This window comes from Nostoc sp. (assembly GCF_036917975.1).
Classification (GTDB): Bacteria; Cyanobacteriota; Cyanobacteriia; order Cyanobacteriales; family Nostocaceae; genus Nostoc.
The window spans coordinates 99,211-113,353 of sequence record NZ_JBALEJ010000049.1 but is presented as its reverse complement, the minus strand read 5'-3'; the positions used below and the strand labels follow the sequence as shown (position 1 = coordinate 113,353).

Below are 14,143 nucleotides of genomic sequence, written 5' to 3'. Positions count from 1 at the left end.
CAATACTCAGCAATTGATCGCAATTACATCTAACGGCGTCAGCAAACTTACAACACGCCTCAGCTATGTTGCCAGAGTTTGACTCAAAGTAGCAATTGATATTTGTTAACGTCGATCTCGTCAGGAATCTTCAGTCCTAGATAATTATAGTTAAATACTTATTTAACCATTGTAGTATTCAGCATAACAGAATTTTGGCAAAATGGTCAAATGATTGTTTGAGTATTTGAGTAAAATGCCAGAGCTTGCTATGATATGGGGATGATTGAGAAAAGAAATTACGAAAACCGTGCGAAAATCTTCACGGCTCTTTCAGATCCAACACGCCTGCGATTAGTAGATTTACTATTGAGTACTGACGAAATTAGCTGTTCAGAAATTGCCGAGCAGTTGGATATTAGCTTGTCTCTTTCTTGTCACCACTTGAAAGTTTTGACGGAAGCAGGTTTGGCGAAGAACTATAAAAAAGGGCAAACAAGATTCTACTCAATCGATCGTGCTGTTCTCAATAGTACTTTAGAGAGTTTAAACAGTTTTATTAGTTGAAGAAGGGACTGGGGATTGGGGATTAGGGACTGGGGACTGGGAAAATTGTTCTGGGATTCAGACCACCACCCAAGTTTTATTCGCGCAGCAATGCCTCCGGTGAGCTATGCTTACGCACGAGAAGAAAACTCTTCCTAGTCCCCAGTCCCCAGTCCCCAGTCCCCAGTCCCCAGTCCCCAGTCCCCAGTCCCCAGTCCCCAGTCTATTACTCCTGAAACAATACCTCCTTTGCTGATTTGGTATCACTACGGGAATCGGCACCCAGTAAACTACGCAGATGGGCGGCCATATTGGCGAACTCTTTGCTGTTAATATCGTCAATCTGCGTTGTATCAACAATTTCTTTCACAGTTCCAGGTACCGGCGTCATCACTAAAACTTGATGTCCCAAGTACACGGCTTCTTGTATGGAATGGGTAATTAAAATAATCGTAACGCCTGTGTTTTGCCAAATAGCGTTGACTTCGTACTGGAGTTGAGTACGTGTCAGGGCATCTAGGGCAGCAAAAGGCTCATCCATGAGCAGAATTTGCGGTTTCACAGCCAAAGCACGGGCGATCGCTACCCGTTGTTTCATCCCTCCCGATAGCTGATGAGGATATTTATCTATGGCTGCTGAGACTCCAACTAAATTGAGATAGTATAAAGCCTCTTCATTAGCGGCTTTGCTAGCTGCTTTACCTGTAATATTCAGGGCGTAAACGATGTTTTGCCGTACAGTTTGCCAAGGCAAGAGTTGCTCAAAATCTTGAAAAACAACCATCCTATCTGGCCCTGGAGAAGTGATTTTTTTGCCTCTCATCAACAATTCGCCACTGCTGATGGGCTGAAAACCTGCGATCGCTTTTAGCAGGCTACTCTTTCCACAACCCGATGGGCCAATAATTACAAACTTTTCTTTTGGTTTCACAGCAAAGCTAACATCTTCTACAGCTGTAAACCGATGCCTACCTTCTTTGTAGATAATTTGAACACTATTTGCTATAATTAACGGCTCTAATTTCGCCATGAATTCAATCTCCTCCAACGCCTTTAAGCGTCGGTAAAATTAATTCATCAATTGATTTAGGCTGCTGATTTAGCATACCTATTTCATGCATAAATTCTCCATATTTCAGGAAGGCTCTTGGCTCAAGACCGTATTCTACAGCCTGATCGGTAATCCACTTTTTATATTGCTCTGCTGAGATTTTAGCACCATCTATCTGTGAGAGAATTTTTGCCGCTTCATCAGGTTTGTCATTCAAGAGTTTAGTGGCATCTGCGATCGCAGTATACAAAGCTTTCCCAAATTCAGGATATTGATTGTAGAATTTCTCCGTAGTAAAGATGCTGGCAGCACTAATCTTACCAAAAACATCAGAACTCTTGAGAATCACTCTACCACCTTTTTCAACTTCTTGAAATTGGAAAGGTGGTGTTGTAAAGTGTGCATCAATTTGACCATTCAATAGAGATTGTAACCCTAACGGGTGAGCAATAGATTGTATATTTTGATCGAGGGCTGTAGCATTACCTAATTCTTTTTGCGCTGCCCGACGTAGTACAATTGCTTGAAGAGAATCAGGAGATGGTAAGCCAATTTTCATTCCTGGCTTAAAGTCTTTTAAACTTTTTATGTTCGAGTTCTTGACGACCAACCAAAACTCACTATGATTAAGTGAAGCTAAGATTTTCCATCCTACACCTTTATCCCAACCAACAAGAAATGGGCCAACGCCACCTGCACCAACTTGTAGTTGATTTGCAAGAATTCCATCCCGAATTGCTGCACCATTCGATAATTCTTTCCATTCAAACTTTGTCTGTGGAAATTGCTGTTCTAAAATCTGCTGCTGTTTGACAATTAGTAAATTTGCATAGTTGATTCCTGGTTGATAGGCAATTGTTATTTTTTCTGGAACTTTTGAAGCTATTTGATTCCCAGAAGTGCAAGCCACAAACACAAAGGTTAGCATTGCTAATCCAATCAATAAACTCCAAGACTGAAATTGCTTGAATTTCATTATTTTATGCCTCTTATAGCTGCTTTAATAAACTTCCTTCTTGCATTTAACATTCCTGAGTAATCAGCTAAAAAACATCTAATTTGCATAATTTAATTAAACATAACTCTTGTGGGGTGGGCAACATGAGCGCCCAGTGTACGAAATTTATAATTATTTCCAACTGCATAATATTTTTATAAATACTGTAAGTTAATAGAGATACAGTATTTTATGAATTTAAACGAAAGTATCACACAGTCAGAAGCAAAAAACAAGGTGTGTTAAGAAGTTCATAAAATATTTGGTCTTTTCTCAGCGTTCTCTGTGCCTCTGCGGTTAAATAAATTACTTCTAGACATAAGAGGCACAGAGAAAACAGACAAAGAGGAATTATAGACTAAAATTTACATCCACCTAAGCGTTGCTTAAGAGTAAAGATATACCTAAGTTTGTGTAGTCAAGACTTCTAGTACAACACGGCGTAAATAAACCAACCATTTAAAATAGCCAGAAAGCTTACAAAAGAAGCATTCTTTCTTTTTACTTTTGCCTTTTTACTTTTGCCTTCTTGTACTAGTCGTTCGGGCTGTTAAAATTTTGCTTAGTCTCTAGCCTATAGAAAATGCTTCGACATCGTAACCAAACAATCTTTATTATTATTTCTGTACTCATCGTTGTACCGATGGGCTTTTTATTTAAGTATTATAATGGGCCTGCCCATCACTGGTTTAACGACTACGGAGCGGCTGTATTTTACGAAATATTTTGGTGTCTGTTCGCGTTTTGGTTTTTCAGAAATCGAGCGGCTGTAATCCAAATTCCTATATGGGTTTTTGTCATCACCTGCATACTAGAATTCTTGCAACTTTGGCATCCACCACTATTAGAGGAAATTCGCGCCACCTTGATAGGTAAATTGTTACTTGGTACAACCTTTGTTTGGTGGGATTTTCCTCATTATTTACTTGGTTCTGTTTTAGGTTGGTTGTGGCTGCGACAATTATACACAATAGGTTATGCACAAAAGAATCAAGGTTAAGCCTAATTCAAAACAGCAAAAGATTGAAGAACAACCTGATGGTAGTCTAACTGTGTATTTAAAATCGCCCCCAGTCGATGGTAAGGCTAATGAAGAGTTAATTAAACTACTAGCAGATAAATTTGATATACCCAAATCTCATATCAGAATTAAGTCAGGTTTGTCTTCTCGGCAAAAGCTGATAGAAATTGATACAGATACTTAGCTGCTGCTTAACAACACTTTTTTGGAAGACTCTACCTCCTTCTAAATATGAGACTATATCTCACCTAGTAAATCCTCTATTAGAGCCAAGAAACTAGAGATAAAAACTTGCAAAACCGAATTTTTATGCTTGTGTAATACTGATATACCTTGGTTGAGCTTTGACTCTTTTTATCCAAGCTTGGATAGCAGGAAATTGTGTCAAATCAAACCCACCTTCATCAGCTACATGAGTGTAAGCGAATAAGGCAATATCAGCAATTGTGTAGCGCTCTCCTACAAAAAAAGTGTGAGAAGTTAAGTGTTTGTCCATCAGGTTAAGTGCTGTATAGACTGGTTCACGTTTTTGCTTGATAGCTTCACTATATTCTTCAGTTTTACCTAAAATAGAAATCCAAAATCTTGATGTAGCAATAAAAGGCTCATGACTATATTGTTCAAAACATAACCATTGCAGCACTTGCGCTCTTAAAAAGCGGTCATAAGGTAAAAATTCTGTGCCTTCACTCAGATACACCAATATGGCATTTGATTCTGCCAAATATTTCCCTGGCTCGATTTCTAAAACAGGTATCTTCCCATTGGGATTTTTACTTAAAAATTCTGGTGTGCGAGTATCACCTTTCAAGATATTAAGCTCTATCCTCTCAAAAGGCATACCTAGTTGTGTCAATAAAAGACGTATCTTATAACCATTGCCAGAAGGTAAAAAATCGTACAGTCGCAGTAGTTCCATGTTAAAATACAGTTAGGAAAATGCTGATAAGTGAAGGTTCAAAATACAATATCTTACCAAAAGATTTTCCCAAAACCGGATATTTTTTTTGTATTTAGCATCTGAACGTACTACAGGAAATTATCTAATAAAATAAAAAAAAGTATTATTTATTTCTAGATTGAGATGTTTAATTTAATCAGTGGCCGAGAATAAAACTATGTGTGGAAGATTTACGCTAAACCAGTCGGCAGCAGGATTATCTCAAGTTTTCCATGTGGAGTCAGTTCCAGATTTAGCAGCCGAATATAACATCGCACCTACGCAAATGGTGGCAACAGTGTTACAAAATCCCGAAAGTAAAAAGCGTGAATTTAAGCAGTTGCATTGGGGGTTAATTCCGTCATGGGCGAAAGATGCGGGAATGGGGGCAAAGCTGATTAACGCCAGGGCTGAAACAGTTGCCGAAAAACCCGCTTTTCGTTCGGCTTTTAAGCATAGACGCTGTTTAGTGCTAGCTGATGGCTTTTATGAGTGGCAACGCCAACCAGGTAAGAAGCAGCCATTTTATTTTCGTCTCCAAGATGGGCAACCCTTCGGCTTTGCTGGTTTGTGGGAGAGATGGAAAACCCCTGCTAACGAAGAAATAATCTCTTGTACAATTTTGACAACGGCAGCTAACGAATTACTCCAACCCATTCATGAGCGGATGCCAGTGATTCTGGAGCCACAAGATTACGATTTATGGCTAGATTCCCAAGTGCAAACGTCCCAAACCCTACAGCAGCTATTGCGTCCCTATCCAGCGCCAGCAATGACTGCATATTCAGTTAGCACCTTGGTAAACAACTCTCGACATAATAGTTCAGAATGTATCGTACCCCTAAGTCAGGAGAATGCCCCCGCAAATCAGTTAAATTAGCTATTGAGTGAATTATGGAATTGGGGACTGGGAAGTTTTAGGCTTGACACTTTATGTTCTGAAGCTGAAGTTACGAGTTCTGAGGCTGAAGTTCTGAGGTCGAAGTAATAATCTTTCTTCTCAAATCCCCAATCCCCAAGTCCCCAATCCCCAATCCCCAATGCCCCTAATACGCAATACCCAGAGACAAATATGCCAAGAACACAAAAAAACGATAATTTTGTTGACAAATCCTTTACAGTGATGGCGGATATCATTTTGAAGATCCTGCCAACCAACAAAAAAGCTAAAGAAGCGTTTGTTTATTATCGAGATGGTATGTCGGCCCAAGCGGAAGGGGAATATGCTGAGGCATTGGAATACTATGAAGAAGCTCTAACACTAGAGGAAGATACCAACGATCGCGGCTATATTTTCTACAATATGGGGCTAATCTATGCCAGCAATGGCGACCACCAAAAGGCTTTAGAACTATATCACAAGGCAATTGAGTTAAACCCACGCCTACCCCAAGCTTTGAACAACATCGCCGTGATTTATCACTACCAAGGCGAAAAGGAAAAAGAAGCTGGAGATAACGAGGCTGGCGAAGCACTTTTTGACCAAGCCGCAGACTATTGGATTCGTGCTATTCGCATGGCTCCCAATAACTACATCGAAGCCCAAAACTGGCTGAAAACCACCGGGCGATCGCAAATTGACGTATTCTTCTAAAAGTGATGAGTTAGGAATTATAAATCATCGACTCCTAACTCTCCACTCCCTACTCCCCACTAAAAAATATGATTGACCAAGAACAAGTTCACAAGGTAGCTAATCTTGCTCGTTTAGAATTGACTCCACAAGAAGAAGAACAATTCACTACTCAGTTGGGAAGTATTCTGGACTATATTGAACAACTGAATGAACTTGATGTCACTGATGTAGCCCCAACAACAAGGGCAATTGATGTCAGTAATATCACACGAGAGGATGAATTGCAACCCTATCCTGACAGACAAAGTATTCTCAATGGTGCGCCTGAACAGGAAGGCGAATTTTTCAAAGTACCAAAAATCCTCAATGCTGAATAGTTATGGAAGAGGAAAAGGGGAACAATTAATAGACATCTCCAGAAATTAAATATGCGTTATCCAAAACCCTTGTAGAGACGTAGCAGTGCTACGTCTCTACATTCATTTTCGGAGATGTCTAATTGTCGGTCTTGCTTCAATCCCACGCCGTTGCGCGTGGGTTAATTCTAGCTCAAGCCGGACTGAACGGGAGATGATATGAAATCATGCAGTTAGTAATGTATAATAAACCCCAAGAGTTCAGGGTGCTTGTCGAGTATTGAAAAACTTGCTCGTACTGCCAAAGTATGTTCTATGTCTAAATCTGCAATCACCGTTACCGTCAAGTTGTTTGCTGCTTATCAAGAAGCCTTTAGGGTTTCAGAGTTGGTGCTGGAATTTCCTAATAGTATGCCAGTTAAAGCAGTATGCGATCGCCTCATAGCTGAACACCCTGAACTCTCCCAATGGCGCGATATAACTCGGTTTGGGATTAATTTGATATTTGTCGAACCAGATACACTACTACAAGATGGGGATGAAGTTGTGCTGATTCCACCAGTTAGCGGTGGTTAGGAAAACAGTTATGAGTTATGAGTTCTCTAACTGATAACTACTCAAAGAGAATTGGCATTAGCAGTTAGTTCCACTAAGCGGTCTAACTCTTGCTGCATCTGACTAACAACTAATTCATAACATTCATTGACATAATAGCGATCGCTAGCTGCTTCTCTACCGTAGCGCTCAAATACAATTGGTGGACAAACCTGTGTGTACATGGGCACTGGTAAGGGAATATTGGGCAGTGGGCCAATTGCTAATCCCCAAGGTAATCCAAGATAGATCGGAAAAACTTCTGGGTCAATCCCCAACAGCCAAGGCATCCCCCACTCGTGGAGTTGCCGCACAATTTTGTAGCAGTCAGCAATTATAATCAGTGTATCGTGAGCGCCCCAGGAAATCACAGGCACAATCGGCACATTTTCCCGTAATGCTAACTTGATAAATCCTTGCCGTCCCGCAAAATAGATTTTGTTACGTAAATAAAACGGTCGGAAGACATCTTCGGCTCCACCGGGATAAACTAGTACACTAGCTCCAGAGTGTAAGGCAGTATAAGCCATTTTCGGATGGGCGATAATTGCTCCAGCCTTGGCGGCCAGTTGCGCTAGTGGTGTGCTAACCTGCCAAGCCTTGGGATGCATCAAACCATAAACAGGTTGTTCGACACCAAATCGTCGGAACCAGTCATACATCACCATTGCCATGTCGGGTGCTGCGAGTCCCCCATTGTGCGAACCGACAAATAGAACTTTTTCTTGGGGTGGAATATTATCCCAGCCACTAGTTTGAACTCGGAAATAGTGGTGATAGAAAAAGCCAAACACAGGCATCAGAGATTCTATGAACTTTGGATCTCGCTCATCCAAAGACCAGCCGGGCTTTTTGTTTAATAAATGTTGCTTTTTTGACATCGATGCATTCTAACAGCATTGGCAAAGTTCAAACAATCCTTTGTGATGATATAACTCAATCCGCTTGGGTTAAGGCTAAAACTGTGTTATTAAAGTCAACGTAGATGCGTAGAAGTTGGTTTTCCTTAATTGCGCGGGGCAATTAATTTAGTGATGTCTATGGAGTAGTTGCTGGTTTTGAACGCTGCTGCTGGTAAAAACCCACAACTTTTTGAAGATATGTAGCAGTAAATCCGCTATTGCAACCTGTGTAGTTGCCAGTCATCCACCAACAACCAACGCCACGCACAGCAGCAGTTTCATTATTATTGGTAGCGATAAACTGCTTGTTTAACTCCCGGCGCGTGATGCAAGATACAACTTGGCGTGCTGTCACAGGACTGTTTTCAAACTGCGTTGGTGTTAGTTCTTTTTTGAGACAAGATTTCGACCAGCCTTTGAGAGTTTCTGGTTTAACTTGCCATTGACTATAAAGTCCATCATTTGCAGTACCGGTCTGCGGTGCAGCTAGTCGCAACGCCTCTACCATCGCCGCAACTTGGGCATCAGAAACCTGTTGTTGTGCTTGAGCTAACAATGATGACAGTCCAAAACTGACAATCACTCCGCTAAGTAGTAATGCTATGGAGTTTCTCCTCATGATTTTGGACTTCTTTTTAGATACCAATATGTAGGATACTACGTTTTTACACTTAGCAATTATCAAAGATTTAGAGGGCATTGGGCATTGGTTATTCTCCTTGTCCCCAGTCCCCAATCCCCAGTCCCCAATCCTCAGTCAATTCTTAACCTGGGTTCCAAGTGCCGTGAAAGCTGTGAGGAATGACGCTAGGTAATCCTAGTTTGCAAACGGGTTCTGCATCCAGGCGATCGCTATCAAATACCCAAACTTCACTACTATGAGTATTACCATCGTATACAACGGTTAGTATCCAGCCTTGCTCAGGGTTGTGGGCATCTTCGGCGTGGATGGGTTCTGAAGGATAGCGGTTTTCTCCTAAGTCTGCTTCGGTGAGGGTTTCGGTTTTGTAGTCGAAGCGAGCGATCGCACCAAAGGATTCTTTGTCTGTATCCCCTCTTTGGGGCATTAATGATAAATAAGTATAGCGCCAAGGTTGTCCAACTTGCGATCGCTGCACTACGGGAAATTCACACTTGCGGTTGACAACTTCCTGTATTGCTGTAATTTTACCTGTTTGAGGATTGAGGCGCACTTGCCACAATGTTCCTTTAGTTACTGTGTGCGTTTCACCACTTGCAAATTGTCTGAGGTATTCATTAGTTTGGTGAAAATCTGCATATCTCACCGTATCCAGAATTACGGAACCGTCTTCATCTTCATAGCCATTGCCAAAATGCCAATTAAACCAAGGATCAGTTTCACTACGACTAACTAAGGATAAGTTTTCTCGGTCGAAGATTAACACCTGGGTTCCTAACTGAGGTTCCCACAACAGAGATTCACTGAAGGTAGTCAAACCAAGGATAACTGACAGTGTTTTCATCCGCATCGGTGGCATGAAAAACACCAGATACCTTTGAGTTAAAACAAAATCATGTATTATCGAGTAGCGATCTAGCTTAAAAACAGTTTTTTGGATAATTTTGCCAGTGGCATCACTTTTGTAGAGATTCAGCTGTACAGAACTGCCGATACTGATTCCAAAGTTAAAAATTTCACCTGTTTGGGAATCGCGCTTGTAATGAGCCGAATAAGGTAAACCGTTGTCCAAAGCACCTAAATCATCCAATCCTTTGATTTCTAAAGTTTGCAAATCAAGGCTGTATGGATTGGTTGCTTCCCATAAAGCTAACAATTTATCAGGTAAAGCCAACACTGAGGTATTCGCTGCATTCTTAATCTGTTGTTGACCCCAGCGCTTCCAGATAGGCCCTGGCGGATGCATCCCATAGACACCATAAAGAAACCTATCCGCTTGAGTTTCAGCTTGATATTCTGCTGTTTGCACATAGCGATAGACTCCGGTAACTCCTGCATCTGTGAAATGGACGCCGAGAATTGCCCCATCTCCATCAAACCAGTGTCCCACGCGATCGCCACCACGTTCTAGCCGTCCGGGGCCATTGCGGTAAAGTGTCCCACGTAAGCCATCTGGGATTTTGCCAGAAATAATTGATAGTTGGGTAAGGGGAAATTCTTTTGCTGGTTCTGCGATCGCACCAACCCAAGATTTAATTGTTGACTTTTTGGTACTAGTCTGCATCTTAAATAATTCGTAATTCGTAATTCGTAATTCGTAAATTAAGTTTTGTGAAAGCGACGCGCAAAGCGAGTCTGCGATAGCGCCGGCGGCAAGCGAGTATTTTCGAGTCGCGTCCGGGGATTTAGACCCCGACCCAAAACTTGCCGGTTATTGAACCGGGGGATTTAAACCCACGGTACTCGGTTAAAATATTGCTGGATACATTATAGATGTACATAGTTTGATTCTGACGCACAAACTTTTGTCTTCGATGTCAAAAGTAGCGGTTTCAGCTAGTACTAGATATTGAGCCGGGATACGGATACCGTTGGCAATCCCCCCAAACAACTAAACTGAACTGATTGAGAGCTTTCTGAGCAATTTTATACCCAGATGCAACATTCCCCAATTCATTCACTTATTAAAAACTTCTAAAATCTGTCGGCAAATTTGTTTGAGCTTATCCGCGATTTCAGCAGAAGGCGAAGATACACCAACAACATTCCAGTTTTCTACCGTAGAAAGTCGCCACGCTTCACCGCGATGATCGAATCCAGCTACCTCTACGCCGATCGCACGGCGGGAATTGTTGATCGGATCTTGATAAAATCGGATTTGAATTAAAATACTACGACTTCGCCAAGATTTGCTAATACCAGGAAAGTGAAAGCCAATATCTATAGAATCTGGATCGACTAACTCCCTAGTTTCTGGGTCATTTTTCCAGGGTTTGAGATCGGATTTGGCATCAGGAAACTCGAATTTGAACAAATTAACTACCGTAGCTATGTTGCTGGCGAGTTCAAGGTTCGTTGCCTGTTCAGCTGCGTTCACTAAAAAACACTCCTATATCGCGTCGGCATCTTCAGGGATGTGAAGACAGAAAAACCGCCAGAAGGCTTATATGATTGGTGTTTCAGCTTATCAAGAGCTTTGAGATTTAGCAACTCTAAATCAGATTTTCCTAACAATTTTCGTTACTAACAGAAGCCAAAAATTGCTTCTGGTTGGGACTGGCTAACACCTATTAAGTAATTGTACTTAAAAATTCTTCAAAAGCAGATGGAACTCTGCCCTTTAGAGAAAATATCAAGATTTTGTGCAAAATCCTTGGCTGACGAGAACGATAAATTATTGCGCTAGCGATCTAAAATGACACTGTGAATCGGTAAACTAAAAGCAATTAAGTTGAATATATGGTGCGTCAACGCTCGATTTTTTCGTTTTTTCTAGTATTATTGGCCACATTTCTGATTAGTTGTGGTGGCCCTGGTGTTGCGATCGCACCTCCGACTTACACAGCAGTCCAACTGGAAAAAATTCAGGCTTATGTTCCTGAAATTCAGGCTGTGCGCGATCGCTCAGAAGAGTTAACAACTCTGATTAAAAAAGGTGATTGGATCAATGTGCGTAACTTTATACATGGCCCGATAACAGAAGCAAAGCTGAATCTGACTTATGTCACTCCCAACCTTCTACCCAAAGACCAACCCACAGCACGTCAAATAACGCGAGATTTTTTTAAAGACCTGGTTAAACTCGATAAAGCTACTAGTGCTGGTAATCCTCTAGTTGCCTTGAAGCAATCCCAGGCTGCTTTCGCAGAGATTGACAAATTTCTCCAACTGCTTCCTAAGACCAGCACAGAGGCAAGTTAAGCGCGAGGTAAGATGGGCTGAGGGGGATGAGAGATGATGATGGGCATAAGGAAGAGAAAAAATTCTTTACTTGCTCCCCCTGCTCCCCCATCTCCCCTATCTTCGCTTCCAAACAGCAATGAGTCATGTAGTTATTATCGGTTGTGGTGTAATCGGGGCTGCGATCGCTTATGAACTAAGTCTAGTAAAAGGACTGAAAATCACAGTTTGCGATCGCCAACCACCAGCACAAGCTTCCACTGGCGCTGCACTTGGCGTTTTAATGGGCGCAATCAGCCAAAAAATCAAGGGTAAGGCTTGGCAGATGCGACAAACTAGCATCCAACGCTATGAAACCTTGATTCCTGAACTAGAAGCTTTAATAGGTCGCAAAATTCCTTTTAATCGTCAGGGAATTCTCATGCTTTTATCTGATTCCTCCCTAGAGGAGATGTCAGCATGGGAAAAACTAGTAGAAATTCGCCATTCTCAAGGCTGGAATTTAGAAATTTGGGACACGGCTAAACTCCAGAATATCTGTCCTCAAATTAATCACGCAAAAATTACTGGTGCTGTCTATTCTCCTCAAGATCGTCAGCTCGATCCAACTGCCCTGACATTAGCTTTAGTTGAGGCTGCCCAGCAAAATGGTGTAACTTTCAAATTTGGCGTGACTGTTTTGGATACCCTAACCTCAACACCTGAACTTTGCCATCAACTTGAAACTACAGAAGGAAAAATAACCGCAGATTGGTTTGTAATTGCAGCAGGATTAGGTTCAACACCACTGACAGCAAAATTAAATCAGATAATTGATATCCGCCCCGTACTTGGGCAAGCGTTGCAGGTGCGTGTAGGGCATCCATTAGGTAATCCCGACTTCCAGCCAGCGATAACGGGTAACGATGTCCATATTGTTCCTGTGGGCGGTGGAGATTATTGGGTAGGCGCAACTGTGGAATTTCCCAGCAATGGCGATGAGATCCCGCCAAATCAAGAACTGCTGGAATCTGTTAGAAAACAAGCGATCGCATTTTGTCCAGAATTAGCCACAGCAACTATTCTCCGCACCTGGTCAGGCTTACGTCCCCGCCCTGAAGGACGCCCAGCCCCAGTTATTGGTAAGTTGCCAGGGTTTAGTAACATCCTCCTAGCTACTGGACACTATCGCAACGGCGTTTTGCTAGCACCCGCCACAGCTTATGCGATTCGTGAGATGATTATTTCTTAGGGAATGGGGAGTGGGGGGATGAGGGAGATAAGGAGAATAACCCATGCCCAATGCCCAATGCCCAATGCCCAATGCCCAATGCTCAATGCCCAATGCCCAATCCATAAAAAAATAACGTGTCAATAAAAGAACATAAAATCAATGTAGATTCACTGGAATGGTTTTATCGGGAATCTTTACCAATCGGCAGAAGTGACTTAGCGCCTGTGTTGCTGCTACATGGCTTAGTTTCACAAAGTTACAGTTGGCGTCATATTATACCTGCGTTGGCGAATCAGGGGACAAGAGCGATCGCCCCAGATTGGATTGGTTACGGCTTTTCTGCCAAACCAGAAAAACGAGATTTTGCTTACACTCCCGATGCTTTTATTACAGCTTTAGAAGGATTTATCAGAGCTTTAAAACTTGAACATTTTTCTTTAGTTGTCCAAGGTTTTTTAGGTTCTGTAGGATTACAATATGCCTTGCGTCATCCAGAACAAATTGCTAACTTAGCTATTCTAAATACACCAATTTCAACTGCTGCTAAATTACCCTGGAAAATTAAACAAATGGGTTTACCTTTGGCTGGTGAAGTAATGACCCAAGACCCTCTATTAGTTGACAGAACTCTAGAAGGTGGGAGCCGTTATCGCATAGGAGATAAAGATTTAGATGTTTATCGAAAACCATTTTTGAAAAGTTCTTCATCTGGTCGAAGTCTATTGTCCAGTATTCGCAACTTACAACTTGATTCCGCCATGACAGAAATACAATCTGGCTTTAAAGAATGGCAACAGCCAATTCTAATTCAATGGGGTATGATTGACCCTTGGCTACCTATAGATATTGCCGAAAACTTTGCCAATTCCGTACCAAATACTGAATTAATAAAACTTAATAACGTCGGACATTATCCTCAAGAACATTACCACGAGGCGATTTTGGAAGACCTTTTACCCTTTGTGCGTCGTAAAGATGCTCATTGAGAATATAGCTTTGGCAAAAATCGATATTATAAAAATGAATGTCAGAATTCAGGAGTCAGAATTCAGAATCAATTAGTGGAGGATGCAAAATTATCACTTTAGTCCACTAAATGAAAGATTAAGTGGCAGAATTCAAATGTTATTTCTTGTTAAAATTCTATC

The 14,143-nt window shown here is 41.6% G+C and carries 17 protein-coding genes; 10 read left to right on the top strand and 7 right to left on the bottom strand.

Annotated features, from left to right (window positions below):
* The first annotated feature begins 261 nt into the window (after positions 1–261).
* A complete protein-coding gene (locus V7K76_RS21655) occupies positions 262–546 on the top strand; it encodes an ArsR/SmtB family transcription factor (RefSeq protein ID WP_334951819.1) in 285 nt (94 codons plus the stop codon).
* A 205-nt stretch (positions 547–751) separates the two neighbouring features.
* Here the strand turns inward: V7K76_RS21655 and V7K76_RS21650 are convergent, their stop codons facing one another.
* On the bottom strand, positions 752–1,555 hold the full coding sequence (locus tag V7K76_RS21650) for an ABC transporter ATP-binding protein (protein WP_334779768.1): 804 nt from the start codon (positions 1,553–1,555) through the stop codon (positions 752–754).
* Positions 1,556–1,559: 4 nt separating this feature from the next.
* On the bottom strand, positions 1,560–2,552 hold the full coding sequence (locus V7K76_RS21645; protein ID WP_334779769.1) for an ABC transporter substrate-binding protein: 993 nt from the start codon (positions 2,550–2,552) through the stop codon (positions 1,560–1,562).
* 604 nt (positions 2,553–3,156) lie between these two features.
* Here V7K76_RS21645 and V7K76_RS21640 point away from each other — a divergent pair.
* The gene (locus tag V7K76_RS21640) at positions 3,157–3,573 is read left to right on the top strand and encodes a ribosomal maturation YjgA family protein (protein ID WP_334779770.1); all 417 of its coding nucleotides are present in this window, start codon (positions 3,157–3,159) and stop codon (positions 3,571–3,573) included.
* A complete protein-coding gene (locus tag V7K76_RS21635; protein WP_334779771.1) occupies positions 3,551–3,778 on the top strand; it encodes a DUF167 domain-containing protein in 228 nt (75 codons plus the stop codon). The genes V7K76_RS21640 and V7K76_RS21635 overlap by 23 nt, the downstream gene beginning before the upstream one ends.
* Before the next feature lie 123 nt (positions 3,779–3,901).
* Here V7K76_RS21635 and V7K76_RS21630 read toward each other — a convergent pair whose 3' ends face one another.
* The gene (locus V7K76_RS21630) at positions 3,902–4,513 is read right to left on the bottom strand and encodes a glutathione S-transferase family protein (protein ID WP_334779772.1); all 612 of its coding nucleotides are present in this window, start codon (positions 4,511–4,513) and stop codon (positions 3,902–3,904) included.
* A 199-nt stretch (positions 4,514–4,712) separates the two neighbouring features.
* On the opposite strand from V7K76_RS21630, the gene V7K76_RS21625 reads away from it, so the two are divergent.
* From V7K76_RS21625 to V7K76_RS21610, 4 genes are all read left to right on the top strand, one after another.
* The gene (locus V7K76_RS21625; RefSeq protein ID WP_334779773.1) at positions 4,713–5,414 is read left to right on the top strand and encodes an SOS response-associated peptidase; all 702 of its coding nucleotides are present in this window, start codon (positions 4,713–4,715) and stop codon (positions 5,412–5,414) included.
* Between the two features lie 192 nt (positions 5,415–5,606).
* Entirely contained in the window at positions 5,607–6,128 is a 522-nt protein-coding gene (locus tag V7K76_RS21620) for a photosystem I assembly protein Ycf3 (RefSeq protein ID WP_292854133.1), read from the top strand.
* A gap of 68 nt (positions 6,129–6,196) precedes the next feature.
* Positions 6,197–6,487 (top strand): Asp-tRNA(Asn)/Glu-tRNA(Gln) amidotransferase subunit GatC, encoded by a 291-nt coding sequence (gene gatC, locus V7K76_RS21615; RefSeq protein WP_334709367.1) that lies wholly within the window; start codon positions 6,197–6,199, stop codon positions 6,485–6,487.
* Positions 6,488–6,781: 294 nt separating this feature from the next.
* Positions 6,782–7,042, top strand: coding sequence for a MoaD/ThiS family protein (locus V7K76_RS21610; protein ID WP_229483813.1), 261 nt, complete (start codon positions 6,782–6,784; stop codon positions 7,040–7,042).
* 41 nt (positions 7,043–7,083) lie between these two features.
* On the opposite strand, the gene V7K76_RS21605 is transcribed toward V7K76_RS21610, so the two are convergent.
* The 4 genes from V7K76_RS21605 to V7K76_RS21590 all read right to left on the bottom strand — a co-directional run bounded on the left by V7K76_RS21605 (position 7,084) and on the right by V7K76_RS21590 (position 10,979).
* Positions 7,084–7,941, bottom strand: coding sequence for a lysophospholipid acyltransferase family protein (locus V7K76_RS21605; protein ID WP_334779774.1), 858 nt, complete (start codon positions 7,939–7,941; stop codon positions 7,084–7,086).
* A gap of 157 nt (positions 7,942–8,098) precedes the next feature.
* The gene (locus V7K76_RS21600; RefSeq protein WP_334951824.1) at positions 8,099–8,581 is read right to left on the bottom strand and encodes a hypothetical protein; all 483 of its coding nucleotides are present in this window, start codon (positions 8,579–8,581) and stop codon (positions 8,099–8,101) included.
* Between the two features lie 145 nt (positions 8,582–8,726).
* Positions 8,727–10,166 (bottom strand): carotenoid oxygenase family protein, encoded by a 1,440-nt coding sequence (locus V7K76_RS21595; RefSeq protein WP_334951826.1) that lies wholly within the window; start codon positions 10,164–10,166, stop codon positions 8,727–8,729.
* Between the two features lie 393 nt (positions 10,167–10,559).
* Positions 10,560–10,979, bottom strand: a complete 420-nt coding sequence (locus V7K76_RS21590; RefSeq protein WP_334779777.1) for a hypothetical protein — start codon at positions 10,977–10,979, stop codon at positions 10,560–10,562.
* Between the two features lie 362 nt (positions 10,980–11,341).
* On the opposite strand from V7K76_RS21590, the gene psbQ reads away from it, so the two are divergent.
* From psbQ to V7K76_RS21575, 3 genes are all read left to right on the top strand, one after another.
* The gene (gene psbQ, locus V7K76_RS21585; RefSeq protein ID WP_334951828.1) at positions 11,342–11,803 is read left to right on the top strand and encodes a photosystem II protein PsbQ; all 462 of its coding nucleotides are present in this window, start codon (positions 11,342–11,344) and stop codon (positions 11,801–11,803) included.
* Positions 11,804–11,921: 118 nt separating this feature from the next.
* Positions 11,922–13,013, top strand: a complete 1,092-nt coding sequence (locus tag V7K76_RS21580) for an NAD(P)/FAD-dependent oxidoreductase (protein WP_334951830.1) — start codon at positions 11,922–11,924, stop codon at positions 13,011–13,013.
* 116 nt (positions 13,014–13,129) lie between these two features.
* On the top strand, positions 13,130–13,981 hold the full coding sequence (locus V7K76_RS21575) for an alpha/beta fold hydrolase (protein WP_334951833.1): 852 nt from the start codon (positions 13,130–13,132) through the stop codon (positions 13,979–13,981).
* Positions 13,982–14,143 lie beyond the last annotated feature (162 nt).

Bases quoted from the DNA above. Each gene is read 5' to 3' on its own strand.
- V7K76_RS21645 (WP_334779769.1), bottom strand. From the start codon at position 2,552: ATGAAATTCAAGCAATTTCAGTCTTGGAGTTTATTGATTGGATTAGCA.
- V7K76_RS21580 (WP_334951830.1), top strand. From the start codon at position 11,922: ATGAGTCATGTAGTTATTATCGGTTGTGGTGTAATCGGGGCTGCGATC.
- V7K76_RS21595 (WP_334951826.1), bottom strand. From the start codon at position 10,166: ATGCAGACTAGTACCAAAAAGTCAACAATTAAATCTTGGGTTGGTGCG.
- V7K76_RS21635 (WP_334779771.1), top strand. From the start codon at position 3,551: ATGCACAAAAGAATCAAGGTTAAGCCTAATTCAAAACAGCAAAAGATT.
- V7K76_RS21650 (WP_334779768.1), bottom strand. From the start codon at position 1,555: ATGGCGAAATTAGAGCCGTTAATTATAGCAAATAGTGTTCAAATTATC.
- psbQ (WP_334951828.1), top strand. From the start codon at position 11,342: ATGGTGCGTCAACGCTCGATTTTTTCGTTTTTTCTAGTATTATTGGCC.
- gatC (WP_334709367.1), top strand. From the start codon at position 6,197: ATGATTGACCAAGAACAAGTTCACAAGGTAGCTAATCTTGCTCGTTTA.
- V7K76_RS21600 (WP_334951824.1), bottom strand. From the start codon at position 8,581: ATGAGGAGAAACTCCATAGCATTACTACTTAGCGGAGTGATTGTCAGT.
- V7K76_RS21620 (WP_292854133.1), top strand. From the start codon at position 5,607: ATGCCAAGAACACAAAAAAACGATAATTTTGTTGACAAATCCTTTACA.
- V7K76_RS21625 (WP_334779773.1), top strand. From the start codon at position 4,713: ATGTGTGGAAGATTTACGCTAAACCAGTCGGCAGCAGGATTATCTCAA.
- V7K76_RS21605 (WP_334779774.1), bottom strand. From the start codon at position 7,941: ATGTCAAAAAAGCAACATTTATTAAACAAAAAGCCCGGCTGGTCTTTG.
- V7K76_RS21630 (WP_334779772.1), bottom strand. From the start codon at position 4,513: ATGGAACTACTGCGACTGTACGATTTTTTACCTTCTGGCAATGGTTAT.
- V7K76_RS21610 (WP_229483813.1), top strand. From the start codon at position 6,782: ATGTCTAAATCTGCAATCACCGTTACCGTCAAGTTGTTTGCTGCTTAT.
- V7K76_RS21655 (WP_334951819.1), top strand. From the start codon at position 262: ATGATTGAGAAAAGAAATTACGAAAACCGTGCGAAAATCTTCACGGCT.
- V7K76_RS21640 (WP_334779770.1), top strand. From the start codon at position 3,157: ATGCTTCGACATCGTAACCAAACAATCTTTATTATTATTTCTGTACTC.